Raw genomic sequence first — 25715 nt, 5'->3', positions numbered from 1 at the left:
GGCAGAGATGGTTTGGTATCCGGATGATGTCATGGGCGGCAGCCGGCAACAACCCGTGGGGTCTGTGAGGCGTGCTGCGGCGCGTCAGGGCACAAGATCGTAGGGTGGGCAAAGCGGCTTGTCCGCCGTAGCTCGAAGAGCGAAGGCGGAAGCGTGCCCACCTTCTTCGTGGCAATAAAAAAGGTGGGCATGGCGCTCCGCGCCTTTGCCCACCCTACGAGATCTTCCGGGATCGAAAAAACTAGTCGAACAGGCTCGACACCGACTCTTCCGCCGCGGTGCGCGCGATGGCGTCCGAGATCAGGCTGGCGATCGGAAGCGTGCGGATGTTCGGAGCCTTGGTCACCGCGTCCGTCGGCAGGATCGAGTCGGTGATCACGAGCTCCTTCAGCTTCGAGCCCGCGATGCGGGCGGCCGCGCCGCCGGAGAGCACGCCGTGGGTGATGTAGGCGTAGACGTCCTTGGCGCCCTTGGCGATCAGCGCGTCGGCCGCGTTCACCAGCGTGCCGCCGGAGTCCACGATGTCGTCGATCAGGATGCAGGTGTAGCCGGCGACGTCGCCGATCACGTTCATGACCTCGGACTCGCCCGCCCTCTCGCGGCGCTTGTCGACGATCGCGAGCGGGGTGTTGATGCGCTTGGCAAGGCCACGTGCACGCGCCACGCCGCCGACGTCGGGCGAGATCACCATCGTCTTGGAGAGGTCGAACTTGTCCTTGATGTCGCGCACCATCAGCGGCGCCGCGTAGAGATTGTCGGTCGGGATGTCAAAGAAGCCCTGGATCTGGCCGGCATGCAGGTCGAGCGTCATGACGCGGTCGACGCCGGCCTGCGTGATCAGGTTGGCGACGAGCTTGGCCGAGATCGGCGTGCGCGAACCCGATTTGCGGTCCTGCCGGGCGTAGCCGAAATAGGGCAGCACCGCGGTGATGCGGCGTGCCGAGGAGCGGCGCAGCGCATCGGTGATGATCAGCAGTTCCATCAGATGGTCGTTGGCGGGGAACGAGGTCGACTGGATGACGAAAGCATCCGAGCCGCGGACGTTCTCCTGGATCTCGACGAAGATCTCCATGTCGGCGAAGCGCCGTACCACCGCCTTGGTCAGCGGCAGGTCGAGGCCTTGCGCGATGGCCTGCGCGAGAGCCGGGTTTGAGTTGCCGGCGACAAGCTTGATGGAGCCGTTCTTGGCCGACATGGACGCTTCCTCCCGCGCTTTGCTGGATACGACGTTCAACATCAGAGAATACCCACTGGAAGCACGGTTACGACGGGCGAGGAAATATCAGGCCGGGGCCTGCAATGGCAACCCGGGATGCTACGTTTTCCCTCCGAAATCCTGAGTCGGGCCAACGGTTTGGCCGCAACTTGGGGCCGTGGTTTAGCGGGGGTTATCGCTCGGCATAGCCGAGCGCCGAGGCCGGCATCTCGGCCGCCGGAGCCTCCGGGATCACGCTGGCCACCGCCGGTCCCCGCAAGCCGGGAACAGTGCCCGGCGCGTCCGGCGTGCCGTTGATCATGTTGGAAAGTCCGCTGAATCCGGCCTGGGCGATCTTCCGCAGCACGAGGTCGTCGGCGGCGCCCCAGGGATCGCGGCCCCCCTTGGCGGCGGTCAGTTCCTCGCCGGAGAGGCGCAGAGCCCTCTGCTGGTTGGCGTCGTAGACGTCCCAGACCCAGGCGATCACGGTCTTGCCGCGCACGATTTGGGCGGAGAGGTAACTGCGCACGCGATAGGCAGCCGTCCCCTCGCGGGAGACGACGGATAGGCTGCGCAGCTTGGATTCGCTGTCGAGCACGCCGACCATGCGGTCGAACACCTGCGGGGGCGGCCCGTCGATCGATTCGAAGGCCACCGTCGCCCCGGAGCCGGCACTCGGCGCCATCGCATAGGAGTTGGCGGCACCGCCGCCGCCGGCGCAACCGGCAAGCGCGGTCGCTACCGCCAGCAGCATGACCGCCAGCACGCGCGAACCCGCGCGGCCCAGGATGAATGACGCGTCCCTCATTATGGAGGGCAGCGATATCGTTAAAACGCATTAACGTCTAGGGCGGGAATGCTACATCGGCCCTCTGAAGCGCATCGCGGCCGGGGCCGGTGGGCGACCCGGCCGCGCTGTGCATGCTCGTTCAGGCTGCCAGATGATGTCGCATCGCAGCCTGGATCCACACCCATTCCCGGTTTGGGCTGGCGTCCGGAGACTGCCCTCTCATGATGGCTACCAGTTCCCAATAGCGGTTCGCGCGAGCATCGTGCCGGACATATTTCGTGCGCATCCAGCTACGGAAGCCGGCGTCGGGCTTCTGGTTCATCAGGCGAGCCGAGATCTCCAGCCAATCCCGCGCCAGCTCATTGGCTTGCGCGGATGACGATTCAAGCCCCTGTTCGATGGCTTGCTTCGCCCTGAGCACGATGGCGTCGTTTGCTTCCTGACAGGCCTTCATATCGATGACCTCGCGATCCCAGACATCACCGGCGTTGGCTCGCATATTGGCGATGAAGGAGGGATCGCTCAGGAGCGTTGCAAGCTCGATCCATGCGTCGCATTGCTCAGGCGTTGGCGCGTCGGGCAGTTCCGGGACGGTCGCTTCCACCATCTGGCGGACCCATTCCTGATCGATGTTGATGCCGTCGGACACTCTTTCAAAAAAGCGCTCAACCACGTTGCGTCGTTCCACGCGGGACAGTTGCGTCATGCTCCAAAATCTCCTCAGATCGGCTTCGGTGAGTTGCGGTGAACGCAACGCAGCCCGCAGCGCGGCGGCGACACGGCGCTGAGCGGCGATCTCCGCCTCCAGCACTTCGAGCCGCAGCTTCAGAGCCTCGGCAAGCGATAGCTCCTGGCAGAGGACCTCCCGGATCGCATCCAGGCCAAGGCCGGCATCACGGAGACAGCGGATGAGCTCCAGTCGGACGAGTTCGCTATCCGTGAAGACGCGGTAGCCGCTCGCAGTTCGGTCTGCCGGCGGCAACAATCCCTCGTCCGAATAAAAGCGAAGCTTGCGGACCGAGATGCCGCAGAGCCGTGCCGCTTCGCCGATGCTGTAGGTGCGTTGCTTCATTCCGCTTTTCTGCGGTTTCCAGCAGGTGGAGAGTCAAGGCCGTTTTGAAGCAGGAACGAAGCGACGGCCAGCTTACCCCTCGAGCGCGATCGCGTGGATGTGGCGGCCGTAATCCGGCTCCTTGCGATGCACCGAGCGGCGATAGCTGAAGAAGCGCTCGTCGGCGTAAGTATCCAGGCCAAGATCGTCGATCATCAGGATGCCGGCGGCTTCGAGCCGCTTCCGGATGAAGCCGGCGAGGTCGAACATCGCGTGTCCGGCGCGCACCGACGGGATGAAGAACATGGCGTTGTCCGCGTCCGCTTCGATGAAGCGCGCCACGAACTCGTTGCCGACCTCGTAGCTGTCCTGGCGGATCAAGGGGCCGATCGCGGCGATGATGCCGCTGCGCGTGGCGCCGAGCTTCTCCATCGCCGAGATCGTCTGTTCCAGCACGCCGGTCAGCGCGCCCTTCCAGCCGGCATGGGCGCCGCCGATCACGCGCGCGTTGGGGTCGACGAACAGCACCGGCCCGCAATCGGCGGTGGAGACGCCGAGCGCGATGCCGGGTGTTTTCGTGACCAGCGCATCGCCCTTCGGCCGCGGTCCGCTCGGCCACGGCGCTTCGGCAACGAGGACATCGGGCGAATGGATCTGGTGCAGGCTGATGAAGCGCTCCGGGGCGACGCCGACATGCTCGGCCATGCGGCGGCGGTTCTCCGCGACATGCGCCGGATCGTCGTTGGAGCCGAGCCCGCCATTGAGCGCCGAATAAATCCCGCCCGAGACACCGCCCTCGCGGGTGAAGAAGGCGTGGCGCAGGCCGGGCACGGCCGACAGCAGCGACGAAGCAAGCGTCATGAGGCGCCTCCGGCCCGTTCGAGATCGCTGAGGCCGGCGATGCCGGTCAGCCGCGGCTCGGAGATGCCGAGCACCTTGAACATCGAGCCCATGCCGCTGCGCCCGGTATCGGTCAGGCGCTTGAGCGCCACCGAAATGTCGGTGGCGACGTCAGGCGTCGCCTTCTGCATCAGGGCGGCCGCGCGGGTATCGATGCCGACGCGCTTGAGGAAATCGCCCTGCGTCACCGGGCCGTGCACCCGGGCGCCGACATCCTCGGCCGCGCGCGCCAGCGCCTGGAAGTCGACATGGGCGGTGACGTCGGCCTGGCCCGGCGCCTTCAGGGGATCGGTGAAGGTGTGGCGCGCGATCGCCTGGAAGGTGTCGCCGGCATCGCTGCGCAGATGGCCGTAGTCGATGATCAGCGCCGCGCCGTCCTGGTCGCGCACGCGCGTGGCGAGCTTCATGATCTCGCCGTCGGGCCGCCATTCGAACACGGCGCCGACGGGAGCGGCGCGCACCAGAGGCGGCAGCAGTACGTCGAAGCGCGGCGTCGGGTCGGCGGCGGCGCCGAATTGAAGCTTGCCGTTGGGATCGATCTCGATCACGCGCTCGTGCCAGCCGTTCTCGCGCTTCACCATCTGGTGGATCGGCAGCACGTCGAAATATTCGTTGGCGAGGATGATGCTCGGACCTTCCGGCACGTCGTCGATGCTGTCGTGCCAGGCGATGTTGCGCACGCCTGCCAGCGTCGCACTCTGCCGCTCGCGCAGCACGGGATTGACCTCGACCATGTGGACGTGAAGCGCCTGGTAGAGCGGCGGCAGCACGCGCAACGCCCGCAGCGCATCCGCCATCATGGTGCCGCGGCCGGGGCCGAGCTCGATCAGCCGCAGGAATTGCGGCGAGCCCATCTGCTTCCACACCGAGGCGGTCCACAGCCCCAGGAGCTCGCCGAACATCTGGCTGACCTCGGGCGCGGTGGTGAAGTCGCCTTCGCGCCCGAGCGGATCGCGCGAGACGTAATACCCATAGCGCGGATGCATCAGGCACAGTTCCATGTACCGCCAGACCGGCATGGGCCCTGAGGATTTGATCAGCGCCCTGATCTCGTTGAGTAGCGGCTGTTCGGTCACGGTCTGTCTTCTCGAAAGGAATTAACTGATGGCCTCGGCGGGCTTCGGCGCGCCGCGCCTGATAGCCCATACAATAAGCATGAGGCCCACAATAAGCATCGGGATCGACAACAGCATGCCCATGGTTAATCCGCCCCAGAGGAAGCCGAGCTGGACGTCCGGCTCGCGAAAATGCTCGCCGGCGATGCGGGTCAGGCCATAGATCAGGATGAAGGCGCCGAGGATCATGCCGGGCCGCTTCAGGGCGCCGAAACGGATCATCACCGCGAGCACGGTGAACAGCAGGATGCCCTCCATGCCGGCCTCATAGAGCTGGCTCGGATGGCGCGGCAGCTGCGTCGGATCGTTGGGGAAGATCATCGCCCAGGGCAGGCTGGGGTCGGTGGCGCGGCCCCACAATTCGCCATTGATGAAATTGGCAATGCGCCCGAGCAGCAGCCCGACCGGGGCGACTGCCGTGGTGATGTCGCCGAGCGACAGGATCGAGATGCGGTTGCGATAGGCAAACCACATCACCGCGACGACGCAGCCGAGGAAGCCGCCATGGAAGGACATGCCGCCCTCCCACAATTTGAAGATCGCGGCGGGGTGATCGATGAAGAAGGGCAGATTGTAGAACAGCACGTAGCCGGTGCGGCCGCCGAGGATGATGCCGAGCGTGACCCACAGGATGAAGTCGTCGATCTGCACCAGCGACATCGGCGCGGGGCCGCTCCACAGCCGCTCCTTCTTCAGCAGCGAGCGCGCATAGAGCCAGCCGAACACGATGCCGCAGATATAGGCCAGCGCATACCAGCGGATCGCGAACGGACCGATCTCGATCGCGATCGGCTTGAAGGCGGGAAAGTCGATGAGCAGAAAGGGCATCAGTCCTTCTAGACTTAAACGAGATTGCGGCGATAGAGCGCCAGCAGACGCTCCCAATGCCGTTCGGCGGCGTCGCGGTCGTAGACCGGGCGCTTGGGGAAGGCGAAGCCGTGATGCGTGCCGGGATAGATCTCGACCTCGGCTTTCGCTCCGCTCATGCCCTGCTTGACCTTCGCGATGACCTCGGCGGGCGCGTAGATGTCGGTCTCGGCGCAGGCGAAATAGAGCTCGGCCTTGGTCTTGCCGGCGGCGAGATGCGGGCTGTTGGCTTCGTCGGTCGCCAGATGCGTTCCGTAGATCGAGGCGGCGGCCTTGACGCGGTCGGCAAAGTGCGTGGCCGCGTTGACGGCGTAACGGCCGCTCATGCAATAGCCGACGGTGCCGACGATTTTCGTATTGGCGGCGGCCTGGCCCTCGGCATAGGTGAGCAGGGCCCTGGTGTCCTCCATGATCATGGGAATGTTGAGCGAGGCCATGAGCTGGAACATGCGCTTGCGCTCGGGTGCATTCGGATCGGCCGGCAGCGCGCCGAGCTCCATCACGCCGGAGCGGTAATAGAGGTTCGGCAGCATCACGTAATAGCCCGAGGTGGCGAGGCGGCGCGCCATGTCGCGCAGCTCCTCGCGGATCGCCGGCGCATCCATGTAGAACAGGATGACCGGAAACGGCCCGCCGCGTTCGGGATGGGTGATGAAGGTTGCGGTGTGGCCGTCCTTGGTGGGAATCGCGATCTGCTGATCGATCATCTCGTGCGCCTTCTGATTCTTGTTATGCAGGGACGTTGAATACGATTGCAAGGAAACCGGGGCGTGACAAGGATACCGCCGATCGGCTCTTGAACCGTTTCGCCCGGATTGCCATTGTCTTTCCGCGCGTTCGCGCAAAGTTTATCTGAGGCGGCCAGGAGACCGACATGACCCAGACCAACAACCGGTTTTTCGACGAGATCGGCCGCCTGATGAACGACGCCGCCGGTGCCGCCCAGGGCGTCAAGCGCGAGTTCGACACCGTGATGCGCACCCAGGCCGAGAAATTCCTGCGCGACATGGACCTGGTCAAGCGCGAGGAGTTCGAGGCGGTCAAGGACATGGCCCGCCTCGCCCGCGAGGAGAACGAGGCCCTGAAGGCACGGATTACAGCGCTGGAGGCGAAGCTGGGCGGGTAGGGCCGGCGTAAGGCGCTCTTCCCCCTCCAAGGGAGGGTGGGAACCCTGCCGGGCGGGCCCATTCTCCTTGTCATTTCCGCGTCTTCCGGGTAAAAGCCCGCCACGTCCGCGGCCCCCGCACCCCTGGAGGCTTGCTGCGGCGTACACCATGGGCCGCCTTGCGGCCCATTAACTTTTGCAAAAACAAGGACTTAACGTTATGGCGACCGTCAAGGAATTGAAGGCGACCGCACGTCCGAAGAGCGGCAAGGGGGCCGCCCGGGCAGAGCGTCGCGCCGGGAGAGTGCCCGGAGTGATCTACGGCAACAACCAGCCCCCGGTGACGATCTCGATTGAAGATCGCGAACTGCGCCAGCGCATCCTTGCCGGCCGGTTCCTGACCACGCTGGTCGACATCGACCTCGAGGGCAAGAAGCACCGCGTGATTCCGCGCGACTACCACCTCGATCCGGTCAAGGATTTCCCGATCCATGTCGACTTCATGCGGCTCGGCGAAGGCGCCACCATCCGCATCAGCGTTCCCTTGCACGTGGTGAAGGCGGAAGCGTCCCCGGGCGTGAAGCGCGGCGGCACCGTCAACATCGTCGCCCACGCGATCGAGCTCGAATGCGGTGTCGAGAGCATCCCGCAGTACATCGAGGCCGATGTCGGCACGCTTGAAATCGGTCACTCGCTCCATCTGTCGGACGTCAAGCTGCCGGCCGGCGTGAAGGCGCTGACCCGCGAGGACGCGACCCTCGTCACCATCGTGCCGCCGTCCGGCTACGCCGAAGAGCAGAAGGCCGCGGCTGCGGCTGCAGCTCCGGGCGCTGCTGCGGCTGCTCCGGCGGCTGGCGCTGCGGCTCCGGCTGCGGGTGCTGCTGCTCCGGCTGCGGCTGCCAAGGCTCCCGCCGGCGGCGACAAGAAGAAGTAATCTCTCAAAGAGCTGGGCGCGCGGTCCTTGATCGCGCGCCGAGCGAGGGGCGCGCCGCGTCATGCGACTCTTTGTTGGGCTCGGCAATCCCGGCGCGAAATACGCACGTAACCGGCACAATATCGGCTTCATGGCCGTCGACGAGATCGCGCGGCGTCATGGTTTCTCACCATGGCGCCGCAGGTTTCAGGGCGAGACCTCGGAAGGTGCGCTCGGCACCGAGCGGATCATCCTGCTCAAGCCGACGACCTACATGAATGACTCCGGCCGCAGCGTTCAGGAGGCGGCAAGCTTCTTCAAGATCGCGCCCGGCGACGTCACCGTGTTCCACGACGAGCTCGAACTGCCGCCGGGCAAGGTGCGGGTGAAGATCGGCGGCGGCATCGCCGGCCATAACGGCCTGCGCTCGATCTCCGCGCACATCGGCAACGACTATCGCCGGGTCCGGCTCGGCATCGGTCATCCCGGCGTCAAGGAACTGGTGCACGGCCACGTGCTGTCGGACTTCGCCAAGGCCGACAACGACTGGGTGGCGACGTTGTGCGAGGCGGTGGCCGAGCACGCGGCACTGGTTGCCAAAGGCACGGACGCGACCTTCGCCAACAGGGTGCATCTCGCCATGCAGGCGAAGGGCTTTTTGACCAAGGACGAGAACGGCAAGGAATAGGGCGCCGTTTTCTCCGTCAAGCCCGGCCATGACGAATACGGATAGAGGACGACCATGGGATTTAAATGCGGGATCGTCGGGTTGCCGAATGTCGGCAAGTCGACCTTGTTCAATGCGCTGACCGAGACGGCGGCGGCACAGGCCGCGAACTATCCGTTCTGCACCATCGAGCCGAATGTCGGCGAAGTCGCCGTGCCCGATCCGCGGCTCGACAAACTCTCGGCCATCGCCAAATCGGCGCAGATCATCCCGACCCGGCTGACCTTCGTCGACATCGCCGGCCTCGTGCGCGGCGCCTCCAAGGGTGAAGGCCTCGGCAACCAGTTCCTCGCCAACATCCGCGAGGTCGACGCCATCGCGCATGTCGTGCGCTGCTTCGAGGATTCCGACATCACGCATGTCGAGGGCAAGATCGCCCCGCTCGCCGACATCGAGACCATCGAAACCGAGCTGATGCTCGCCGACCTCGACAGCCTCGAGAAGCGCGTCGACAACCTTACGAAGAAAGCCAAGGGCAACGACAAGGACGCCAAGGAGCAGCTCGACCTCGTCAACCGCACGCTGGTGCTGCTGCGCGAGGGCAAGCCCGCCCGCCTCGTCGAGCGCAAGGCGGAGGAGGAGCGCGCCTTCGGGATGCTCGGCCTGCTGTCGTCCAAGCCCGTGCTCTACGTCTGCAACGTCGAGGAAGGCTCGGCCGCCACGGGCAATTCGTTCTCCAAGGCGGTGGAGGAGCAGGCGGCCAAGGAAGGCGCCGTTGCCGTCGTCATCTCCGCCAAGATCGAATCCGAGATCGCCACCATTTCGCGCGAGGAGCGCGCCGACTTCCTGGAGACGCTGGGGCTCGAAGAAGCCGGCCTCGATCGCCTGATCCGCGCCGGCTACACCCTGCTCGACCTCATCACCTATTTCACGGTGGGCCCGAAGGAAGCGCGCGCCTGGACCATCTATCGCGGCACCAAGGCCCCGGGCGCGGCCGGCGTGATCCACACCGACTTCGAAAAAGGCTTCATCCGCGCCGAGACGATTGCGTACGAGGACTATGTCGCGCTGAACGGCGAGGCCGGCGCCCGCGATGCCGGCAAGCTGCGTCTCGAAGGCAAGGAATACGTTGTCGCCGACGGCGACGTGATGCATTTTAGGTTCAATACGTAAGACGCGAAAGAGCACTCTCGTAGGGTAGGCAAAGGCGCGTCGCGCCCACCATCTATCCAATATGGCGACAGAAGACGTGGGCACGCTTCCCTTTGCCCACCCTACGGCACCTACGACCGCGTCCCGCCGCCCTGGTCTCTTATCGCGCCGAGATGCTCGTTGATGCGGAAGATGATCAGGATCAGCTCCGCGGCGATGCGCGAGAACACGATGCCGACGACGATGCTCGCGATCGACGACAGCAGCACCAGGAAGCCGCCGAACGGGCTGATCGCCATCGTCGCGAGACCGGAGAAGATTCCGGAGAGGCCGAACAGGCAGATCAACGCGATCACCAGCCAGTAGAAGGTCTTGATGATCGTCGGCGTGATGAAGCGGTCCCATTGAAACAGGTCGCTGAATGAAAACATTGCTCCCCCCAAGACAAATCGAGCCTTCAAATCGGGCCTTGCACGTGGAGCCTGGCCCTCGTCTGACCCGACTCAAGACCAACGCCGGCGCCTCGAATGTAGCACGAGCCATGCGGGCCGGCGGGTTGAGATTGCCACAAAGTGCGGCCACAATCTGTCATTCCCTCGAAGCTTTCCCAAGATGACCCTGACCTTCGAAGATTTCCCGCCCGGCCGGTTCGGAACATTCGGCCCGCGCCATGTCACCCGCGACGAGATTTTGGCTTTTGCCGCCGAGTTCGATCCGCAGCCGATGCACCTCGATGAGGAGGCCGCGGCCAAGAGCATGCTGCGCGGCCTGTCCGGCTCGGGCTGGCACCTCTGCTCGCTGATGATGCGGATGATGGCCGATGGCTTCATCACACGCGCCGCTTCGCTCGGCTCGCCCGGCGTCGACGAGGTGCGCTGGCTGTCCCCCTTGCGGCCCGGCGACGATCTCATGCTCGACGTCGACGTGCTGGAGGCGCGCACCTCGAAGAGCCGCCCCGAGCTCGGCATCGTCAAGTTCAAATGCACCGTGCGCAACGCCAGGGGCGAAGCGCTGTGCGAGATGACCTCGCCGATCCTGATCAAGCGCCGCGAGGGAGCAGTCTGATGCCCTTCTTCGAGGAGATCGAGATCGGCCACCGCCGCGAGATCGGCGCCTATACGTTCACCGCGGAGTCCATCAAGACTTTCGCCGCAAAGTTCGATCCGCAGCGCTTCCATCTCGACGAGGAGGAAGGCAAGAACTCGCTGTTCGGCGGTCTTGCGGCCTCGGGCTGGCATGTCGGCTCGGCCTGCATGAGCCTGCTTGTCGCGGATGGCCAGCGTCTGGCGCGTGAGGCCGCTTCGCGCGGCGAGGAGGTCGCGGTGTGGGGGCCGTCGCCGGGCTTTCGCGACCTGCGCTGGATCAGGCCGGTGCTCGCCGGCGACACCGTCGCCTACGTCAACGAAGTCATCGACAAGCGCAGCTCCGCCTCGCGCCCCGGCTGGGGCATTGTGACGGCCCGCACCACCGGCACCAACCAGCGCGACGAGGAGGTCTATTCCATCACCGCCAGCGCCTTCGTGCCGATGCGGAAAAGCGGTTAGACCTGTTCCAAGATGAACGGTCCAAATGTGTGCGCGAGTGTTGCCCCCGCGCTATGGACGCGATTCCGGGCGGCTGCCATAAGCCTGCTCAACGTGATGACCCGCGAAGCAGTTGGCGGAACCATCGAGTTGCTAACCAATTATGAACCTGTCGCTGTCTAATTGAAACGAATTGGGCAGAGAACAGGGGACGAGGACCATGGCAGACCGCGGCGCACTCAAGCTGGTGGGATTTATCTTTGCGACCGCGACGCTGGCAGTGATGCTGGTCGCCGGCATGGTGGTGAAGGGCTACGCCGATGGCGCCTACACCCTGGAAGCCTCGGCGATCGACGCGAGCCGTTAAGGGCTTGTTAACTCTTCGGGGCCGGACGCCCGGCCTCCGCCGTCAGCGGCTATAGACGAACGCCAGCACCGCGATCGCCACCGCCAGCAATCCGACGAAGCGCAGCATGATCGTGCCGAACTGGTTCGGCGCGGGCCGCAGCGGGATAGGGTCCGTGTTGTCGGGCCGAATGCTTTCCATCTGAAATGTCCCCAGGCCCGGCCTCAAGGCTGCGGGCGCTTGGCATTGGTCGGCGCTGGGGCGCGGTGGGTTCAAAGGGGATGTTGTCGCCCGCGCGGCGCTCACCAAACCCCCGTTGTCATGCCCCGCCTAGTGCGCAATTGCGCACGGGGGGCGGGGCAACCGGTACGCCGCGGCTTCTCGGCTCAATCACTGTCGTCTCTGGAATACTGGATCGACCGCTTTCGCGGGCGATGACACCTGTACAGGAGAGACGGAGTACCGCTTCACGCCCACGAATCAAAACCGCCGCGCCCCTTTGCGGAACGCGGCGGCCGGTAGATGCGAGACGTGAGTGATCAGCTGTTGCGCAGGCCGTCGGCGGCGCGCTTCCACTGCGCGACGTTGTCGGCGATCATGCGGGTCGACTTCATCGCGGCCTGGCTGAGCTGGGCATAGCCGGAGATCTCGCGCTGGACGCGCTGGCCTTCGGCATGGAGCAGGTCGCGCAGGCTCTCGAGCTCGGAGATCAGGTTCTCGATTTCGGCGAGCGAGGTGCCGGCGACGCGCTGGATCAGCGAGTTGACGTTGGTGACGGTGGCTTCCGCGCTCGGATCGAGCGGCGGCGTGTCGGTGGTTCCCGATGCCGGCCGGCGCAGATAGGCGATATCGTTGCGAACGAAGTCGCGGATGCCGGCTTCGACTTCCGTCACTGCGGCGAGGTTGGTGTCGACCGTCTCGGTCTCGGTGGATTCGGTCTTTTCCGGACGCATGGCGTTCATCGTTATTCCCCTGTTCGCGTTGAGCGCAGCGCGAGGGTCCCCCGCACGACGAGTTCGGTCACCCGACTAGGGCGTCGGATTTTGACCGCAACTTGGCCGAGATACGGCAAGGGCGGACGATTCGGGGGCTTTGCCGTGGCGTATGGTTACGAGAGTCTGAATGGCTGGGAAAACGAACCTATCCCGGGATGTCGGGAGAGGGTAGGCGCGGGACTTGCTACCAGCTCTTCTTGAAGCCCGCCGTCAGGCTCTTGTTGATCGCGCCCTGCGAGGTCTCGCCGACCGAGCCGGAGACGGTGACGTTGTCGAACAGCTTTTGCTCGGCGCCGACCTTGCGCAGCCATTTGTCGTCGGTGGTCGAAAGCGACTGGCCGGCGGTGATGCTGGTGCCGGTGTCGGTGAGGGTGACCTTGGCGGTCTGATCGGTCTCGTAGTTGCGCGTGACGTGCCCACCGATGCCGGGCACCGCAGTGGTGCCCTGCTGGTTGACGCTGTAGCCGTTCTGGAGCGTCAGCGACGTGTCGCTCGAGAGCGGCACCGACTTGGTCAGCGATGCTCCGATCTTGCTCTGCTCGGCGCCGGGATCGACGCGGGCTTCCACCGCGGTCTTGTCCCAGATCGAGCCCGCGCCCGGCGCGGTCGCCGCCGCCCAGGCGCTGCCGGATGATTGCGGCAGGCTGCCGCCATTGGTGGCCTTCTGCGCCAGCAGCTCGGACATCGTCCGCGGCTCGCTCGTCACCGTCATGTCGGCGCCGATGCGGGCGTCCCAGAACGAGGAGACCGACTGCTTCACGGCCACCGCCGAGGAGCCGTTGGCGTTTGCGTTCGACGACCAGTTCAGGCCGTCCTTGGCGGCGGCCTGGGCGCGCTTCTTGGCGGCCATGACGTCGTTGCCGGTGCCGGCGTCGACCGCGAGCTGGCTCCAGTCGAGCTTGTCGACGTCGATGCCCTTTAAAATGTCGGGGTCGTTGACGTCGGGGGTTGCGGCGGTCTCTGTGGCTTCGGTCTCGGCCTCGTCGTCAGGCGCAGCCGCCGAGAAGGGCGGGATGATCTGCGCCGAGACCGTCAGAACCGAGCCAAAAATGAATGCGGCCGCCAGCACCGGCAGCCTCGTCCAGCCAAAACCTGTCGAGAATTCCATCGTCCTGCCCGCCAGCCCAGCGCATGCTTGCCGCCACTATAATGCGGCCTTCGGTGATGACCATGCGCCATTCCGTCCGCTCAACACATGGTGATCTATCGTTGCGAAATTGTGGCGGCTCGCCTTGGCCAGAGCATGATCCGGACCCGAAGGGCCGCGCCAGCGCAAAGTGTGCAGCGGTTTTCCCTCGCGACAAACGCGGAACGCGTTTGCGCGGAGATCATGCTCAAACCACTGGAATTGCGAACCAACGGGCCGCGCGAAGGGCGCGCGCCCGATGACGAGCTTCGCCACGACGGCATCCGGCGGGGCTGGAGGCCAGGACGCGGGTCGGGCGAGCATCAATCATCGGTCCCGGCAAGCGGGGCCCGTTGGCGTCCCCCTCAGCCGACGCGGGTCATCTTCGGCAGATGAATGGCGCGGCCGAGTGCCTGTTCAACCAGATCGAAGGTGTCGACCAGCACGCGCATGCTGATCAGCTTGCCCGCCCTGAACTGGGCGAACTGTGCGACCCGCAAGCTGATAGGCTTGTCGGAATCCAGCGCGGTCAGCGAATATCGCAGCATCGAGGCCGCGGAATCCACGCCGAGCATGATGCTCTCGCGGTCGAAGCGGCGGACGCGGAAATTGTCGGCGAGCTGGCGGATGACGTCGAGCACGGCATCCCGGCCCTGGCGCGCGCCGAGGAACGGAAACATGTCGATCGGGCCATAGATCGCCCACTCGACGTCCTCGTCGATCAGGGACTCGACGTCACTGAAATCCCGGTCGTTCACCGCGCGGTGCAACGCGCGCGAGAAACGCCAGAGGCTGTGCTCTGTCATTTGGGGACGTCCTGAAGCTGGCTTGCAGAAAAAACGGAAAACAGCCCCATGCACCGAAAATGTGCCGGAGACCCGCTTAACTCATTCGTATACAAATAAAATAGGTCATTTCGGCCAAAACGCAATTCACGTTTTCGCAATGCACAATTGATGCGGGTTTGTGAGATTTACAACAGACCCCCGTAATCTTCCGGTCTCTGCTTCACCTCTGCCCATCAGATCGGGGCGAGGGAGAAGGGTCATCCCCCGTCCGCCAGCGCGCCCACGATCAGCGGCCCGATCTCCCGCTCCAGCACCTGCTGCACCAGATCGTAGGAATCGATGATCTCGCGGATCTGCGCCACCAGTCCGCCGCGGAAGCTGTAGAACACCGCCATGTCGAACTGCACGATGCGATCGTTGCTGCGCTTCTTGAAGTAGGCGTGCATGTATGTCGCGACCTCGTCGCCCTCGGCGAGGATGTGCGGCGCCTTGTAGCGGATTTCGGAATAGCGCGACCACACCGTCTGCCACAGCTCGCGCAGCTCCTGCTTGCCGTGGCGGGGCACCATGTGCGGCAGCACGTCGATCGGCGCGTGGGTGAGAAAGTCGACGTCGTCGGTGCAGCACGCCAGCGCGGCCTCGATATCGCCGCGTGCAAAGCTGTCCAGCAGATGCAGCACGCGTTGCCTGTTCAGCGATTCAACCGTCATGCCGCTCCCGCCCTCGTGGGGTGTCGATTGCAAACACCAATGCGCGCTCTGCGGGTCCATCAGTCCGCAAAGACAAAGGTGTTCGGATCATATGACGCGCCGACACAAGGCCGGGTTCATGAACTGCAATCACAGATTGCATTTGTGGTCGCCTGCTCGAATTCAAGCGGATTTCCTGACCCGTGATGACGCCGCATGCAAATCGGCGGGCGCGTCCCGCCACGCACGGCGCATGGGAACCCGCGCCCGTCGGCGCTCGTTGAGACACGGAAACCGATCCGGAGACATCGATCATGAAATCCCCGCTTCTCACCGTCGCCGCAGCACTGCTGATGCTGGGCGCGACCTCGGGCGCCAACGCCAAGGGCTGCATCAAGGGCGCGGTCGTCGGCGGCGTCGCCGGCCACTATGCCGGCCATCACGGCGTCCTGGGCGCCGCCGCCGGCTGCCTCTACGGCAGGCATCACGCCAAGGAGCAGGAAAAGCAGCAGCAACAGCAGGGCCAGATGAACGGGCAGGGCAAGCTGTAGAGGGACGGGAACCCCTTCTGTCCCCCGGATGGTAAGTTCCAGCTGCAAACGCTGGGGTTGAGTCGGGCGAGGGGACGATGGACGTCGGGAAGTTCTTGTGGGGCGTCGTCCTCGCAATCCTGTTCCTGTATTTCCTCGTTCGTTTTGTGATCAGCGCCTTCCGTACGCGAGGCGTCAAATACAATTGGCTCGGCGTCCTGCTGTCGTTCACGACGGTCGGATTGGCGATTTACCTCATCTTCTTCCGTCAGCTCTGAGGTCGTTGATTGGCCCGCTGCCGCGGCAGACGGGACCCTCAACAGGGCGTGACCCATCTCACATCGCCCCGTCGCCGCCGCAGCTACCGTCGTCCGCATGTCATCAGCGAGACGTGCCATGGCCGCCACGGTCGCCGCGAGAAAGTCCCACCTCCACAACGCGACCGAAGGCCTCGCGCTGACCGCGACGCTCCAGAGCTTCCCGACCTTCGCCGTCGCCGCCTTCCTGCTCAAGCTCTGCGGCAACCACGACCTCGTCGGCGACCCCGGCGTCGCCATCTTCGTCGCAGTCGCTTCGCTGATGCACGCGCTGTTAACCCTCGGCCCGAGCTTCCCCGCAATCTTCAAGGCCGTCTACGAACCAAAGTTCTTCGAAGCCCATCTGTCGCTCATCGACAAGATCACCGCATGGCGCACCCAGCCGGTCGCCTCGCTCCAGTTCGTGACCATCGTGCTGCTGCTGTCGGTGATGGCGGTGGTGACGGCGAGCGTGGGGTGAGAATCAACGCATTACACGAAGTAGTTCTTAGATAGGTGGGTTGGAGAGCAGTTTGGTTGTCTCTTCCAGATCCAGGCGACACTCTTGGACTAATCTGTAACGCATAACATGCCGAGTGCCCTTGTCGATCTGAGCTATCATCTGCCCGACCGCGCCCTTGATGACAGATATTTGCTCGGGCACTAAGCGGTCTAAGTTTTGCTCCACATACTCCTTGTAAAATCGAGCGACTTTAAACGGGTAATAGGCATTGGGTTCAGTCCGCGTCTGCTTCATCAGTAATCCGTGTGCCTCAGTGAACGCTCTAAAGAAATCCTCGTATGACCGGTCATGAGTTCTGCTGACGAGTAGATAGCGGGCGTAGTGGTTGTCTATCTGGAACGGATTATATCCGTTTCGGGATTTTGCATGGCTGTATGCCGTTCGGAAGAGTGTCTCCGCGCTACGAAATTCCGAGTGCTCAAGGCGTGCAATGGCATATTGAAGCCAGAATTGAGGGTTGCGCGACATTGATGGTAACGTCTTAAGCGAGTCATAGAAGCCAATGTAATGCCTCGAGTCTCTGGTTCGCGCGAAAATCCGATCGACGAAGCTGAATTTCATTAGTTCTTTTTGAACGTCACTGAAAAAATCGTTCTGCGATTTCGCTACTTCGCATGTGCGAATGGCCTTGATCAAAAAGCGCAGAGAGGTGTCGTAGTCGAAAATCTCCCTCAGAATGAATTGAGCCAGAATGGCTGACTTCACTCGAACTTTTCCAGACGAAAATTCCAGATACTCTCGGGCGACGGTATCTTTCTTTAGTCGAGAAGCCTTTAAGAAGTCGACGCCTGACAGCTGCGAGACAATGAATAGATCGGGGTCGAAGTTAGCTACGTCTAAAAATAGTATTAGTGCGATACCGATCATAATATCTTCGTCGGTGGTGGAATAGAAAGATGATCGGATCTTCTCCTTAAAACTGGGTGTGTCGAGCAGGTGGATCAAGAATGAACGAAGCTCATTTCCGCACTTCCTTAGAATGAAGTCATTCTTTATTTCTTGCGACTTCGCGCTGAGGTCACCCCAAAGCCCATTCTCTGTTGCCAGTTGAGTAAGCTCTTGGCGTTCAGTGCCAGTAAGCACATTGATCGCGTGTTCGAAAAACTCTCCATCAAAAATCTCTTCCACCTCGTTGTTTCGGAGGTCAAAGATGCTGCTTCTGGCGGTAGCAATAACGATCGCATTGGGGGCGGCGAAGCATATTTTTCTGACGGTGTCGCTGTTACGGTAGATGTCCTCTACGATGATGACGTCGGGCTTTTGAGCTTCGGCAATCAGATGGATGTCCGGGTCGACGATGTCGAAGCTCTGCTTCAATTCGAGAACCGTGAATTGTTCCAGCGCAAGCCGAAGCTTCAAAAGATGAAGTAAGGTTGTTTTGCCGTTGCCGAGATCCGAGTGGATAAGAAATCTCTTCGCCCCGCTCTTAATCTTCGTCAGAATGTCATCTATTGCGGTCCGGTTGATAAGATATTTGGGTCCTGTTGCTGCGGCTGGAATGAGTTCATCGCGTACCTCGCCTCGGATAAGGAGAGAGAGGACGTCGTCGCCTTTGATCTGGTCAGTGTTCGAAGGCTTTGCATAAAGCTGGAAAGCGGTGAATGGTCGCAACTGTGCAGGAGGTGGTTTGTGCTCGATGCACGCTCCCGCGAAGGCGTCAAGTCCGATAGGAAATACCGTGCCGAATTGACCTAGTTCCCGTTGCATCACCGGATCCAAGTCGCTCGCGTCGACAAAGAACGTCTTTTCCTTGAGCATTGGATCTTCGTAGACGATGCGAGCAACGTCGATATCGTACATACTATAGCCAATGAAGAATACGGAGTTGGCTAGTGTGAGGTCATTTCGAAATGTAGTTAGCCAGCCAGTATTAAGGAAGGTATCAGTTAGATAAGACGCTCTCGTGAGCTTTATCTCCTGCAAAAAGCTGTCCAGAGAAACAGATGGGAGCCGACCATTGAGGTGAACGCACTGGGTGATGCGCCGATCATGATCTGCCTTGTCTCGCAGCGTTGCTGGGGCAATCTTCTTGCCAACGCTCTTCGCGCACAGGTCCAAAACATTGTCGTAGTTTGTCGTGTAAATGCGGCGCCAAGGCAACGTCAAAACGAGTTCTTGGCTTCCTGAAACGGATGTGGCTGTTAGCTTCGTCTGGAGAAGCTGAAGCAAGCCATGCTCGCCAAATCGCTCAACATATTCACGCGAAAGAATATCGAGGGGGTAATTGGAAGTAATTCCCGTGGCCGATTTTAGCAGCGCTAGAAGTGTTCCACCTGTAGGAAGGGAGTCATTGTCTCCATTCCTAGCGTAAGCAGAGAATCCAGAACCGACGAACAAAATAGAGTATCCACCGTATATCCGATCGAGAGCGTTGCTTAATTCTAGGCCGTGTACCCATAAACCCGGCGGTGTGATGCGACTAAAGCAATGTCTGCTTTGCCCCTATAGCGACCGACTTCGGGCGGCAGCGCAATATGTCGCTATGGGCCAACAGGCGACTGAGGCGGCACTTACTCGGCTGGTGGGATCGCGTTGAGAAGCTGAGAAATGGCAGTGACAAGCTGCGCGGGCGCGAACGGCTTCGCCAACATGATGCTGTGAGGTACGCCCTTTGATGCCCAATCGTCTGCTTCGATGCCGCTCATGTAAACGACGGGAAAGTGGGGGGCGATCTCTCTGATGTGTCGCGCGACCTCCCACCCGTCGATCTCACCGGGCTTCAGATTGATGTCCGTGACGAGCGCCCGGTATTTGCCCTCGGCCACATCAAGTAGCTCAATGGCCTTTTCGCCGGACGGAGTTGCTACAGTCTCGAACCCGCCCTCGCTCAGGCAGTCTTCGACAAGGTCCTGAACAAGCTGGTCGTCTTCAACGACCAGGATAAAAAGCTGTTGGTTTTCCACTCGGGGACCTCAGTGCGCCGCAATAGGAGCGCAAGGGTACACGCGGGGAACAGACTATCGTTCCGGGGAAAGTGAGCAATATTGCTCACAATGAAACTGGGGCCACTTGGGGTTAAAACCCATCTTGAGAGAACAGACGGGAAAGTGGAACAAAGCCCGGACGCGACTGCCTCTCTGGGCCTCGCAGTTTCCCATGGTCTGCTTGAGGCCCCCTATTCGGCAGCCTATTCGGAACAATGCTGTCTGGAAGCACTTGGCGCAGTAGAGGTTGCCGATGCCCCGCTACTTTTTTGATGTTGAGGATGGCCACAGGCTTTTTGATTCATCGGGCTTTGTTTGCGACGACGATATCGCTGCAATCATCAGGGCGACGGTGCTGGCCATCGGCGTTTCACTTGATAAGCCCGAAGATGATCCTAAGCGTCGCATCGCCATAATCAGCGATGACGGACGTGAGATCGGCACCGTGCCCGTGTATTCAAGGCCCTCATACGAAAACCCGGCCCAATAAGGTGCAGCCGCTACGTCGGCGCTTGCAGTTGACCGTGAAGCCAGCCGGTTGTTCGCGGGGATTTCATCGGATCAACCAGATCGGCCACAAGCTGGTGGACGTCCTTGCACGCGGGGCACTCAAACGTCCGGATATCGAAGCCAAAGCGGCCGGGCGTAATCCGAGCCAGCACCGCTTCTGTTCGGCACGCTGGACATAGCGTTCGGGGATGGCGGAACATGTTGCACGCCTTGATCAGGCGGGAGCGTTACAGAACTCTCAGTCACCGGTAGTTGCCGTGGTGGGCGGTGATGGGACCCACTGTGGAACCGCCGCTGGGCTCGGCGCTGGTCAGTAGTGCTCACATGCCAAAAGAAATTAACGTGTCGTTAGTGAGTTAGGTCGCCGCTAGATATCTACAGGCCGACTTCTTCAACACAATCGCCCAGAAGTGGACAGCCTGAGATCATCATTGGCGGGCGTCCCTGAGACGACGCCAAACCCCGTCAGCCATCGTCCGGGGCCAGCGTTCATTCCTGCAAGCACCCGGTCGCGCAAGACTGTGGGGCAACGTTCGCCGCGCTGGGCCAGCTCGATGACTCTCGTGGCGATGGTCTCGCGAGCCCGCGTGTCGCCGTTGATATGAAGGTAATGGCAGACTTCCTCACAAGCCAGGGACATCGCCTCAATATCGTTCGGCTCGAACACGCCCGCTGATAAGAACGGAAGGATGACACCCATAATTCAGCTCCTCTGTTACTGGGACGCCTCTTGGTTCGGCATCTCCATAACGAACGAGTCTGCGCACATTTGGAGCCGAAATCTGAGCTTTAGTGCTCACCTGGCCGCCGGGGACACGTGCCACTACACTGCCACCGACATCCGGGCCGGGTTTTCCTGATGTTCGGTTTGCCCTAGAATGTAAGCCAGTTGATAATTAAAGGCGGGAAGCGTGGCCAAGGCAACGAAGAAGCAGCCCTTCGACGTCCAGGAGTTCCTCCACACCGTGGCCTCGGGGAGGACCGTTTCAAACTATCGGAAGAATCGGAAGGTCTTCTCTCAGGGAGACCCCGGTGATGCGGTCTTCTACATTCAGGAGGGCAAGGTCAAGGTCTGCGTCGTCTCCGAGCAGGGCAAGGAGGCGGTCGTCGCGCTCCACGGAAATGGGGACTTCTTCGGTGAGAGCTGCCTAAATGGGCATCCGCTGCGGGTGGCGACGGTCGTAACGGTGACGGAGTGCGTCATCATGCGGCTCGAAAAGGCAGCTATCGTGCGTGTGCTCCATGACGAGCCGAAATTCTCTGAGATGTTCATGGCTCACCTGTTGTCTAGGAACGCCCGAGTCGAGGAGGACTTGGTCGACCAACTTTTTAATTCCAGTGAGAAGCGTCTGGCGAGGGTGCTCCTCTTGATGGCGAACTTCGGCAAGGAGAGTAAGCCCGAGCCGGTCATAGCGAAGATAAGCCAGGAGACACTCGCGGAGATGGTCGGGACCACCAGGTCGCGCGTCAGCATGTTCATGAACAAGTTCCGCAAGCTTGGGTTCATCAAATACAACGGATCACTGGAGGTCCATAATTCCCTGCTGAACGTGGTCTTGCATGACAGTCCTCACCTAAGAAAGCGTGCCGAAAAGGAAAAATGAATTGAACCTGCTCGGACGTTGCCCCTCTGGTCTAGCTGCCGCACCAGCGTGGGGTCATCTAGCCGGCTTGTGAACCTGACAGCCTCACGACCGCTCTGGGTCATTTTCGACGCATTTGGCAGGGATTGAGGACTGGTTGATGTCCGCTCCTGTCCGTAAGCGCCGTACCAAGAGCGGGCCAGGAGAGTTGCGTTTGGCCGGACTGCCGTGATTCAAGCTCCCGAACTGGGGACTCGAATCATGCGCTACGAACTCGCCGACCATGAATGGACCGCCATCAAGCCGATGCTGCCGAACAAGCCGCGTGGCGTTCCTCGGGTGAACGACAGACGGGTCCTGAATGGCATCTTCTGGGTCCTCCGATCAGGAGCACCCTGGCGTGATCTGCCGACGGCGTTTGGCCCATACACCACTTGCTACAACCGTTTCGTTAGGTGGCGGCGGGCAGGTGTTTGGGGCCGCATCATAGAAGCGCTTGCCACTGCCCATGATGCCGCTGTCCAAATGATCGACACCTCCATTGTCCGCGTGCATCAGCATGGAGCCTGCATCACAAGGAACCAGCGCCAATCGATGGGAAGGTCCCGCGGCGGCTTGACGAGCAAAATCCATGCGGTGGTCGATGGCAATGGTCTGCCGGTACGGCTGGCGCTGAGCCCGGGTGAGGCCCATGACGTTCGACTCGCCGGAAAACTGCTGTCTCGTCTGAAATCCGGGTCGATGCTGCTTGCTGACCGTGGCTATGATGCGGACTGGATCAGGGAGCTTGCCATGAAGAAGGGCGCGTGGGCCAACATCCCGCCGAAAAGCAATCGAAGCGATCCGATCTGCTTCAGCCCCTATCTCTATCGTGCTCGCAACCAGGTCGAGCGGTTCTTCAACAGGATCAAACAATGTCGTCGGGTGGCGACGCGCTACGATAGGCTCGCTGCCAACTACCTCGCATTCGTTCAACTCGCGTCAATCAGACTATGGCTGCGCCTTAATGAGTCCGCGTCCTAAACCCATTGCACAATCTCTGGTAGCCGAAAAGGATTAGCTACCACTGTTTCCACAGGTGGAAAACCAATACTTGCGTAGCATCGCCACCTGCACTTCGGTCTACCTCTTCTTCCACCCACCCCGTCGCCCCGGCTGCCCACCGGTCGACTTCGGCGCCGGCCCAAACTCCGGCCCCGATTGCCTTGAGTCCGTCGGCTGGATGATGCGGCTCGTGCTGCCGAACGGCTTTGACGGCAGGCTCGGGTTCTCGCGGTAGGGCAACGACTCCGGCCCGTGCATCTCGTCGAGATGCGGCTTATGGACCTTCGAGCCGCTGCCGCCACCGCTGGCTTTCAGCGCGGAGCTCACGGTCTTTTTCTTCATCGCGCTGACGGGCAGGTTGGCGGCATCGCCGTACTTCTTGGTGCCGGCATAGGCACCGGCCTTGCCCTGCACCGTGCGCTGCTTGGCGGTGGGATCGTCGACGACCGCGAGCTCGGTGGCGCGCAGGCGCTTGACTTCGTCGCGGAGGCGGGCGGCTTCCTCGAAGTTCAGATCGGCTGCGGCCTCGCGCATGCGGGTTTCGAGATCGGCGAGCACGGCTTCGAAATTGTGGCCGATCGAGATGACGTCGTCGGTCATGTCGTGGCCGCCGACCTCGACCAGCACGTGGTCGCGCTCGTAGACGGAGTTGAGGATGTCGCCGATCTGCTTCTTCACGCTCTCCGGCGTGATGCCGTTGGCGGTGTTGTACTCGACCTGTTTTTCGCGGCGCCGGTTGGTTTCCGCGATGGCGCGCTCCATCGAGCCCGTCATCTGGTCGGCATAGAGGATCACCTTGCCGTCGACGTTGCGCGCGGCGCGGCCGATGGTCTGGATCAGCGAGGTCTCGCTGCGCAGAAAACCTTCCTTGTCGGCGTCCAAAATCGCGACCAGTGCGCATTCGGGAATGTCGAGGCCTTCGCGCAAGAGGTTGATGCCGACCAGCGCGTCGAACGCGCCGAGGCGGAGATCCCGGATGATCTCGATGCGCTCGATGGTGTCGATATCGGAGTGCATGTAGCGAACCCGAATGCCCTGCTCATGCAGATATTCGGTGAGGTCCTCCGCCATGCGCTTGGTCAGCACGGTGATCAGCGAGCGATAGCCGGCCTGGGCGGTGGCGCGGACCTCGCCGACGAGATCGTCGACCTGGGTGCGGGCGGGGCGGATATGAACGGGAGGATCAATGAGCCCCGTCGGGCGGATCACCTGCTCGACGAACACGCCGCCGCTCTCGTTCAGCTCCCAGCCACCTGGCGTCGCCGACACCGCAACCGTCTGTGGCCGCATCATGTCCCATTCCTCGAAGCGGAGCGGGCGGTTGTCCATGCAGGAGGGCAGACGAAAACCGTATTCGGCCAGCGTCGCCTTGCGGCGGAAGTCGCCGCGGAACATGCCGCCGATCTGTGGCACGGTGACGTGGCTCTCGTCGGCGAACACCAGCGCGTTGTCGGGGACGTATTCGAACAGCGTCGGCGGCGGCTCGCCGGGCAGGCGCCCGGTGAGATAGCGCGAATAGTTCTCGATGCCGGCGCAGCTTCCCGTCGCCTCCATCATCTCGAGATCGAAGGTGGTGCGCTGCTCCAGCCGCTGCGCTTCCAAGAGGCGACCCTGGTCGTGCAGTTGGTCGAGCCGCTGCTTCAGCTCCGATTTGATCGACTTGATCGCCTGCACCAGCGTCGGGCGCGGCGTCACGTAGTGCGAGTTCGCATACATCTTGATGAATTCGAGCTCGTCCTGCTTGTGGCCGGTGAGCGGATCGAACTCCTCGATGGTCTCGATGGTGTCGCCGAACAGGTTCACGCGCCAGGCCCGGTCCTCATAGTGCGCCGGGAAGATGTCGATGACATCGCCTCTGACCCGGAAAGTGCCGCGGGTAAAATCGGCCTGGGTGCGCTTGTACTGGAGGGCGACGAGGTCGGCGATGAGCTGGCGCTGGTCGATGCGCTCGCCCTTCTTCAGCGCGAAGGTCATCGCGGTGTAGGTCTCGACCGAGCCGATACCGTAGATGCAGGACACCGACGCCACGATGATGACGTCGTCGCGTTCGAGCAACGCGCGCGTCGCCGAGTGGCGCATGCGGTCGATCTGCTCGTTGATCGAAGAATCCTTTTCGATGTAGGTGTCGGTGCGCGGGACGTAGGCTTCCGGCTGGTAGTAGTCGTAATAGCTGACGAAATATTCGACCGCGTTGTCGGGAAAGAAGCTCTTGAACTCGCCGTAGAGCTGGGCGGCGAGCGTCTTGTTCGGCGCCAGGATGATGGCGGGCCGCTGCGTCGCCTCGATCACCTTGGCCATGGTGTAGGTCTTGCCGGAGCCGGTGACGCCGAGCAGCACTTGGCTGCGGTCGTTACGCTGGATGCCTTCGACGAGTTCGGCGATCGCGGTCGGCTGGTCGCCGCGCGGCTGGTAGGGGGATTTGATCTCGAAGCGCACGCCGCCTTCGGACTTCTCCGGACGCGGCGGCCGGTGCGGGGTCCACACCTTGGTGGAGCCATCGTCCTTGCGGAATTCCGGCCGGCCCTCGCGGATCAGCGATTCCAGCGCGTCGGCGGTCGCCTTGACGCCGAGCGCCTCCATCTTGGTGCGCGGCGGCCGGGCCAGCGCCTCGGCATCGTCCTCTTCGGTGGGAAGTCCGAGCTGTCGCGCCAATTCCGGATCGAGCGTCGGGATCGTGGCGGCGGTGCCGTAATTGGCCTGCGGCGCCTCGTCGAAACCGCCGCTCTCCGAAGCGCGCGCCCCCGCTGGCTGCGGATTGGGCCGCAGCGGCATCGGCCGCGTCGTATCCTGCGGAAACTCCTTCGGCGTCGAGGCGCGTGCGCGATGGGCGGCAGCCTCGCCCCCGGCGCGGCGGTCGCGCGAATTGTCCGGCGGCGGCTGCAGTCCGGTGCCCGATCCCAGCCCGGCATCGCCGCGATTGATCGCGGGATTGAGCAACTCGGCCAGCGCCGGCCCGATCGGTTGCACGTCAGGCCGATGCGCCTTGGAGTTCGGGGCCTTGGATTTGGGGGATTTCGGGGGAGCAGGTTTCTTCGCCATGCTCCGAATATGGGACGAGTCAGCCCTTCAGAAAAGAGCGAAGG

30 protein-coding genes are annotated in these 25715 nt (G+C 62.4%); 13 read left to right on the top strand and 17 right to left on the bottom strand.

What is annotated here, in order from left to right; all coding sequences use genetic code 11:
• Nucleotides 1-241: 241 nt before the first annotated feature.
• The 7 genes from AB7008_RS43740 to AB7008_RS43710 form a co-directional block, all read right to left on the bottom strand.
• Nucleotides 242-1195 (bottom strand): ribose-phosphate pyrophosphokinase, encoded by a 954-nt coding sequence (locus AB7008_RS43740; protein WP_014492003.1) that lies wholly within the window; start codon nt 1193-1195, stop codon nt 242-244.
• Between the two features lie 193 nt (nt 1196-1388).
• On the bottom strand, nt 1389-2003 hold the full coding sequence (locus AB7008_RS43735) for a hypothetical protein (protein ID WP_028157992.1): 615 nt from the start codon (nt 2001-2003) through the stop codon (nt 1389-1391).
• A 121-nt stretch (nt 2004-2124) separates the two neighbouring features.
• Entirely contained in the window at nt 2125-3057 is a 933-nt protein-coding gene (locus AB7008_RS43730; protein WP_441260880.1) for a MerR family transcriptional regulator, read from the bottom strand.
• A 72-nt stretch (nt 3058-3129) separates the two neighbouring features.
• A complete protein-coding gene (gene pgeF / locus AB7008_RS43725) occupies nt 3130-3897 on the bottom strand; it encodes a peptidoglycan editing factor PgeF (protein ID WP_028157994.1) in 768 nt (255 codons plus the stop codon).
• Nucleotides 3894-5012 carry a class I SAM-dependent methyltransferase gene (locus AB7008_RS43720; RefSeq protein ID WP_028157995.1) on the bottom strand — a complete coding sequence of 373 codons (1119 nt, stop codon included), beginning with the start codon at nt 5010-5012 and terminating at the stop codon, nt 3894-3896. The genes pgeF and AB7008_RS43720 overlap by 4 nt, the downstream gene beginning before the upstream one ends.
• A 21-nt stretch (nt 5013-5033) precedes the next feature.
• Entirely contained in the window at nt 5034-5879 is an 846-nt protein-coding gene (gene lgt / locus AB7008_RS43715; RefSeq protein WP_248880068.1) for a prolipoprotein diacylglyceryl transferase, read from the bottom strand.
• A 14-nt stretch (nt 5880-5893) separates the two neighbouring features.
• Entirely contained in the window at nt 5894-6625 is a 732-nt protein-coding gene (locus AB7008_RS43710) for a dienelactone hydrolase family protein (protein ID WP_441260879.1), read from the bottom strand.
• Nucleotides 6626-6792: 167 nt separating this feature from the next.
• Here AB7008_RS43710 and AB7008_RS43705 point away from each other — a divergent pair, with 167 nt between their 5' ends.
• From AB7008_RS43705 to ychF, 4 genes are all read left to right on the top strand, one after another.
• Nucleotides 6793-7044: an accessory factor UbiK family protein gene (locus AB7008_RS43705; RefSeq protein WP_011090176.1), complete on the top strand. Its 252-nt coding sequence runs from the start codon at nt 6793-6795 to the stop codon at nt 7042-7044.
• Between the two features lie 199 nt (nt 7045-7243).
• Nucleotides 7244-7957 (top strand): 50S ribosomal protein L25/general stress protein Ctc, encoded by a 714-nt coding sequence (locus tag AB7008_RS43700; protein ID WP_028157999.1) that lies wholly within the window; start codon nt 7244-7246, stop codon nt 7955-7957.
• Between the two features lie 61 nt (nt 7958-8018).
• Nucleotides 8019-8624: an aminoacyl-tRNA hydrolase gene (gene pth, locus AB7008_RS43695; protein ID WP_014492012.1), complete on the top strand. Its 606-nt coding sequence runs from the start codon at nt 8019-8021 to the stop codon at nt 8622-8624.
• A gap of 54 nt (nt 8625-8678) precedes the next feature.
• On the top strand, nt 8679-9776 hold the full coding sequence (gene ychF, locus AB7008_RS43690; RefSeq protein WP_028151572.1) for a redox-regulated ATPase YchF: 1098 nt from the start codon (nt 8679-8681) through the stop codon (nt 9774-9776).
• Between the two features lie 110 nt (nt 9777-9886).
• Here ychF and AB7008_RS43685 read toward each other — a convergent pair whose 3' ends face one another.
• A complete protein-coding gene (locus AB7008_RS43685) occupies nt 9887-10186 on the bottom strand; it encodes a DUF4282 domain-containing protein (RefSeq protein ID WP_441260878.1) in 300 nt (99 codons plus the stop codon).
• 181 nt (nt 10187-10367) lie between these two features.
• Between AB7008_RS43685 and AB7008_RS43680 the strand changes: the two genes are divergently transcribed.
• From AB7008_RS43680 to AB7008_RS43670, 3 genes are all read left to right on the top strand, one after another.
• Entirely contained in the window at nt 10368-10820 is a 453-nt protein-coding gene (locus AB7008_RS43680; RefSeq protein WP_028151574.1) for a MaoC family dehydratase, read from the top strand.
• Nucleotides 10820-11299 (top strand): MaoC family dehydratase, encoded by a 480-nt coding sequence (locus AB7008_RS43675; protein WP_441260877.1) that lies wholly within the window; start codon nt 10820-10822, stop codon nt 11297-11299. The genes AB7008_RS43680 and AB7008_RS43675 overlap by 1 nt, the downstream gene beginning before the upstream one ends.
• 199 nt (nt 11300-11498) lie before the next feature.
• The gene (locus tag AB7008_RS43670; protein WP_014492017.1) at nt 11499-11645 is read left to right on the top strand and encodes a hypothetical protein; all 147 of its coding nucleotides are present in this window, start codon (nt 11499-11501) and stop codon (nt 11643-11645) included.
• Nucleotides 11646-11687: 42 nt separating this feature from the next.
• Here the strand turns inward: AB7008_RS43670 and AB7008_RS43665 are convergent, their stop codons facing one another.
• The 5 genes from AB7008_RS43665 to AB7008_RS43645 all read right to left on the bottom strand — a co-directional run bounded on the left by AB7008_RS43665 (nt 11688) and on the right by AB7008_RS43645 (nt 15243).
• On the bottom strand, nt 11688-11825 hold the full coding sequence (locus AB7008_RS43665; protein ID WP_014492018.1) for a hypothetical protein: 138 nt from the start codon (nt 11823-11825) through the stop codon (nt 11688-11690).
• Between the two features lie 338 nt (nt 11826-12163).
• The gene (locus AB7008_RS43660; protein WP_014492019.1) at nt 12164-12586 is read right to left on the bottom strand and encodes a hypothetical protein; all 423 of its coding nucleotides are present in this window, start codon (nt 12584-12586) and stop codon (nt 12164-12166) included.
• A 217-nt stretch (nt 12587-12803) separates the two neighbouring features.
• Nucleotides 12804-13727, bottom strand: a complete 924-nt coding sequence (locus AB7008_RS43655) for a hypothetical protein (protein ID WP_441260876.1) — start codon at nt 13725-13727, stop codon at nt 12804-12806.
• A gap of 383 nt (nt 13728-14110) precedes the next feature.
• The gene (locus AB7008_RS43650; protein WP_441260875.1) at nt 14111-14551 is read right to left on the bottom strand and encodes a nuclear transport factor 2 family protein; all 441 of its coding nucleotides are present in this window, start codon (nt 14549-14551) and stop codon (nt 14111-14113) included.
• 239 nt (nt 14552-14790) lie between these two features.
• Nucleotides 14791-15243, bottom strand: coding sequence for a nuclear transport factor 2 family protein (locus tag AB7008_RS43645; protein WP_441260874.1), 453 nt, complete (start codon nt 15241-15243; stop codon nt 14791-14793).
• Between the two features lie 293 nt (nt 15244-15536).
• Here AB7008_RS43645 and AB7008_RS43640 point away from each other — a divergent pair, with 293 nt between their 5' ends.
• The 3 genes from AB7008_RS43640 to AB7008_RS43630 all read left to right on the top strand — a co-directional run bounded on the left by AB7008_RS43640 (nt 15537) and on the right by AB7008_RS43630 (nt 16529).
• A complete protein-coding gene (locus AB7008_RS43640) occupies nt 15537-15773 on the top strand; it encodes a hypothetical protein (protein ID WP_441260873.1) in 237 nt (78 codons plus the stop codon).
• Between the two features lie 77 nt (nt 15774-15850).
• Nucleotides 15851-16030: a hypothetical protein gene (locus AB7008_RS43635; protein ID WP_441260872.1), complete on the top strand. Its 180-nt coding sequence runs from the start codon at nt 15851-15853 to the stop codon at nt 16028-16030.
• 118 nt (nt 16031-16148) lie between these two features.
• Complete coding sequence (locus tag AB7008_RS43630; RefSeq protein ID WP_441260871.1) at nt 16149-16529, top strand: hypothetical protein; 381 nt, start codon at nt 16149-16151, stop codon at nt 16527-16529.
• A 27-nt stretch (nt 16530-16556) separates the two neighbouring features.
• Here the strand turns inward: AB7008_RS43630 and AB7008_RS43625 are convergent, their stop codons facing one another.
• Nucleotides 16557-18908: an SIR2 family protein gene (locus AB7008_RS43625; protein ID WP_441260870.1), complete on the bottom strand. Its 2352-nt coding sequence runs from the start codon at nt 18906-18908 to the stop codon at nt 16557-16559.
• A gap of 173 nt (nt 18909-19081) precedes the next feature.
• Complete coding sequence (locus tag AB7008_RS43620) at nt 19082-19474, bottom strand: response regulator transcription factor (protein ID WP_441260616.1); 393 nt, start codon at nt 19472-19474, stop codon at nt 19082-19084.
• Nucleotides 19475-19748: 274 nt separating this feature from the next.
• Between AB7008_RS43620 and AB7008_RS43615 the strand changes: the two genes are divergently transcribed.
• Nucleotides 19749-19985, top strand: a complete 237-nt coding sequence (locus tag AB7008_RS43615) for a DUF6894 family protein (protein WP_304501676.1) — start codon at nt 19749-19751, stop codon at nt 19983-19985.
• A 411-nt stretch (nt 19986-20396) separates the two neighbouring features.
• Here AB7008_RS43615 and AB7008_RS43610 read toward each other — a convergent pair whose 3' ends face one another.
• On the bottom strand, nt 20397-20705 hold the full coding sequence (locus AB7008_RS43610) for a hypothetical protein (RefSeq protein ID WP_211380957.1): 309 nt from the start codon (nt 20703-20705) through the stop codon (nt 20397-20399).
• A gap of 211 nt (nt 20706-20916) precedes the next feature.
• Here AB7008_RS43610 and AB7008_RS43605 point away from each other — a divergent pair, with 211 nt between their 5' ends.
• Both AB7008_RS43605 and AB7008_RS43600 read left to right on the top strand, forming a co-directional pair.
• Nucleotides 20917-21609 (top strand): Crp/Fnr family transcriptional regulator, encoded by a 693-nt coding sequence (locus AB7008_RS43605; RefSeq protein WP_038944727.1) that lies wholly within the window; start codon nt 20917-20919, stop codon nt 21607-21609.
• Between the two features lie 240 nt (nt 21610-21849).
• Nucleotides 21850-22611: an IS5 family transposase gene (locus AB7008_RS43600; RefSeq protein WP_211380958.1), complete on the top strand. Its 762-nt coding sequence runs from the start codon at nt 21850-21852 to the stop codon at nt 22609-22611.
• A gap of 99 nt (nt 22612-22710) precedes the next feature.
• On the opposite strand, the gene uvrB is transcribed toward AB7008_RS43600, so the two are convergent.
• Complete coding sequence (gene uvrB / locus AB7008_RS43595; protein WP_441260869.1) at nt 22711-25671, bottom strand: excinuclease ABC subunit UvrB; 2961 nt, start codon at nt 25669-25671, stop codon at nt 22711-22713.
• Between the last annotated feature and the right edge of the window lie 44 nt (nt 25672-25715).

This window comes from Bradyrhizobium sp. 521_C7_N1_3, assembly GCF_052075975.1.
Classification (GTDB): Bacteria; Pseudomonadota; Alphaproteobacteria; order Rhizobiales; family Xanthobacteraceae; genus Bradyrhizobium; species Bradyrhizobium japonicum.
This window is presented reverse-complemented; position numbering and strand designations above follow the sequence as displayed.

What these genes read in the sequence shown, in the direction of transcription:
- ychF (WP_028151572.1), top strand. Translation starts at nt 8,679, where the DNA reads ATGGGATTTAAATGCGGGATCGTCGGGTTGCCGAATGTCGGCAAGTCG.
- AB7008_RS43635 (WP_441260872.1), top strand. Translation starts at nt 15,851, where the DNA reads ATGGACGTCGGGAAGTTCTTGTGGGGCGTCGTCCTCGCAATCCTGTTC.
- AB7008_RS43700 (WP_028157999.1), top strand. Translation starts at nt 7,244, where the DNA reads ATGGCGACCGTCAAGGAATTGAAGGCGACCGCACGTCCGAAGAGCGGC.
- AB7008_RS43660 (WP_014492019.1), bottom strand. Translation starts at nt 12,586, where the DNA reads ATGAACGCCATGCGTCCGGAAAAGACCGAATCCACCGAGACCGAGACG.
- AB7008_RS43675 (WP_441260877.1), top strand. Translation starts at nt 10,820, where the DNA reads ATGCCCTTCTTCGAGGAGATCGAGATCGGCCACCGCCGCGAGATCGGC.
- lgt (WP_248880068.1), bottom strand. Translation starts at nt 5,879, where the DNA reads ATGCCCTTTCTGCTCATCGACTTTCCCGCCTTCAAGCCGATCGCGATC.
- AB7008_RS43680 (WP_028151574.1), top strand. Translation starts at nt 10,368, where the DNA reads ATGACCCTGACCTTCGAAGATTTCCCGCCCGGCCGGTTCGGAACATTC.
- AB7008_RS43655 (WP_441260876.1), bottom strand. Translation starts at nt 13,727, where the DNA reads ATGGAATTCTCGACAGGTTTTGGCTGGACGAGGCTGCCGGTGCTGGCG.
- AB7008_RS43705 (WP_011090176.1), top strand. Translation starts at nt 6,793, where the DNA reads ATGACCCAGACCAACAACCGGTTTTTCGACGAGATCGGCCGCCTGATG.
- AB7008_RS43670 (WP_014492017.1), top strand. Translation starts at nt 11,499, where the DNA reads ATGGCAGACCGCGGCGCACTCAAGCTGGTGGGATTTATCTTTGCGACC.
- AB7008_RS43685 (WP_441260878.1), bottom strand. Translation starts at nt 10,186, where the DNA reads ATGTTTTCATTCAGCGACCTGTTTCAATGGGACCGCTTCATCACGCCG.
- AB7008_RS43600 (WP_211380958.1), top strand. Translation starts at nt 21,850, where the DNA reads ATGCGCTACGAACTCGCCGACCATGAATGGACCGCCATCAAGCCGATG.
- AB7008_RS43740 (WP_014492003.1), bottom strand. Translation starts at nt 1,195, where the DNA reads ATGTCGGCCAAGAACGGCTCCATCAAGCTTGTCGCCGGCAACTCAAAC.
- uvrB (WP_441260869.1), bottom strand. Translation starts at nt 25,671, where the DNA reads ATGGCGAAGAAACCTGCTCCCCCGAAATCCCCCAAATCCAAGGCCCCG.
- AB7008_RS43735 (WP_028157992.1), bottom strand. Translation starts at nt 2,003, where the DNA reads ATGAGGGACGCGTCATTCATCCTGGGCCGCGCGGGTTCGCGCGTGCTG.
- AB7008_RS43615 (WP_304501676.1), top strand. Translation starts at nt 19,749, where the DNA reads ATGCCCCGCTACTTTTTTGATGTTGAGGATGGCCACAGGCTTTTTGAT.
- AB7008_RS43630 (WP_441260871.1), top strand. Translation starts at nt 16,149, where the DNA reads ATGGCCGCCACGGTCGCCGCGAGAAAGTCCCACCTCCACAACGCGACC.
- AB7008_RS43610 (WP_211380957.1), bottom strand. Translation starts at nt 20,705, where the DNA reads ATGGGTGTCATCCTTCCGTTCTTATCAGCGGGCGTGTTCGAGCCGAAC.
- AB7008_RS43730 (WP_441260880.1), bottom strand. Translation starts at nt 3,057, where the DNA reads ATGAAGCAACGCACCTACAGCATCGGCGAAGCGGCACGGCTCTGCGGC.
- pth (WP_014492012.1), top strand. Translation starts at nt 8,019, where the DNA reads ATGCGACTCTTTGTTGGGCTCGGCAATCCCGGCGCGAAATACGCACGT.
- AB7008_RS43640 (WP_441260873.1), top strand. Translation starts at nt 15,537, where the DNA reads ATGAAATCCCCGCTTCTCACCGTCGCCGCAGCACTGCTGATGCTGGGC.
- AB7008_RS43710 (WP_441260879.1), bottom strand. Translation starts at nt 6,625, where the DNA reads ATGATCGATCAGCAGATCGCGATTCCCACCAAGGACGGCCACACCGCA.
- AB7008_RS43665 (WP_014492018.1), bottom strand. Translation starts at nt 11,825, where the DNA reads ATGGAAAGCATTCGGCCCGACAACACGGACCCTATCCCGCTGCGGCCC.
- AB7008_RS43650 (WP_441260875.1), bottom strand. Translation starts at nt 14,551, where the DNA reads ATGACAGAGCACAGCCTCTGGCGTTTCTCGCGCGCGTTGCACCGCGCG.
- AB7008_RS43645 (WP_441260874.1), bottom strand. Translation starts at nt 15,243, where the DNA reads ATGACGGTTGAATCGCTGAACAGGCAACGCGTGCTGCATCTGCTGGAC.
- pgeF (WP_028157994.1), bottom strand. Translation starts at nt 3,897, where the DNA reads ATGACGCTTGCTTCGTCGCTGCTGTCGGCCGTGCCCGGCCTGCGCCAC.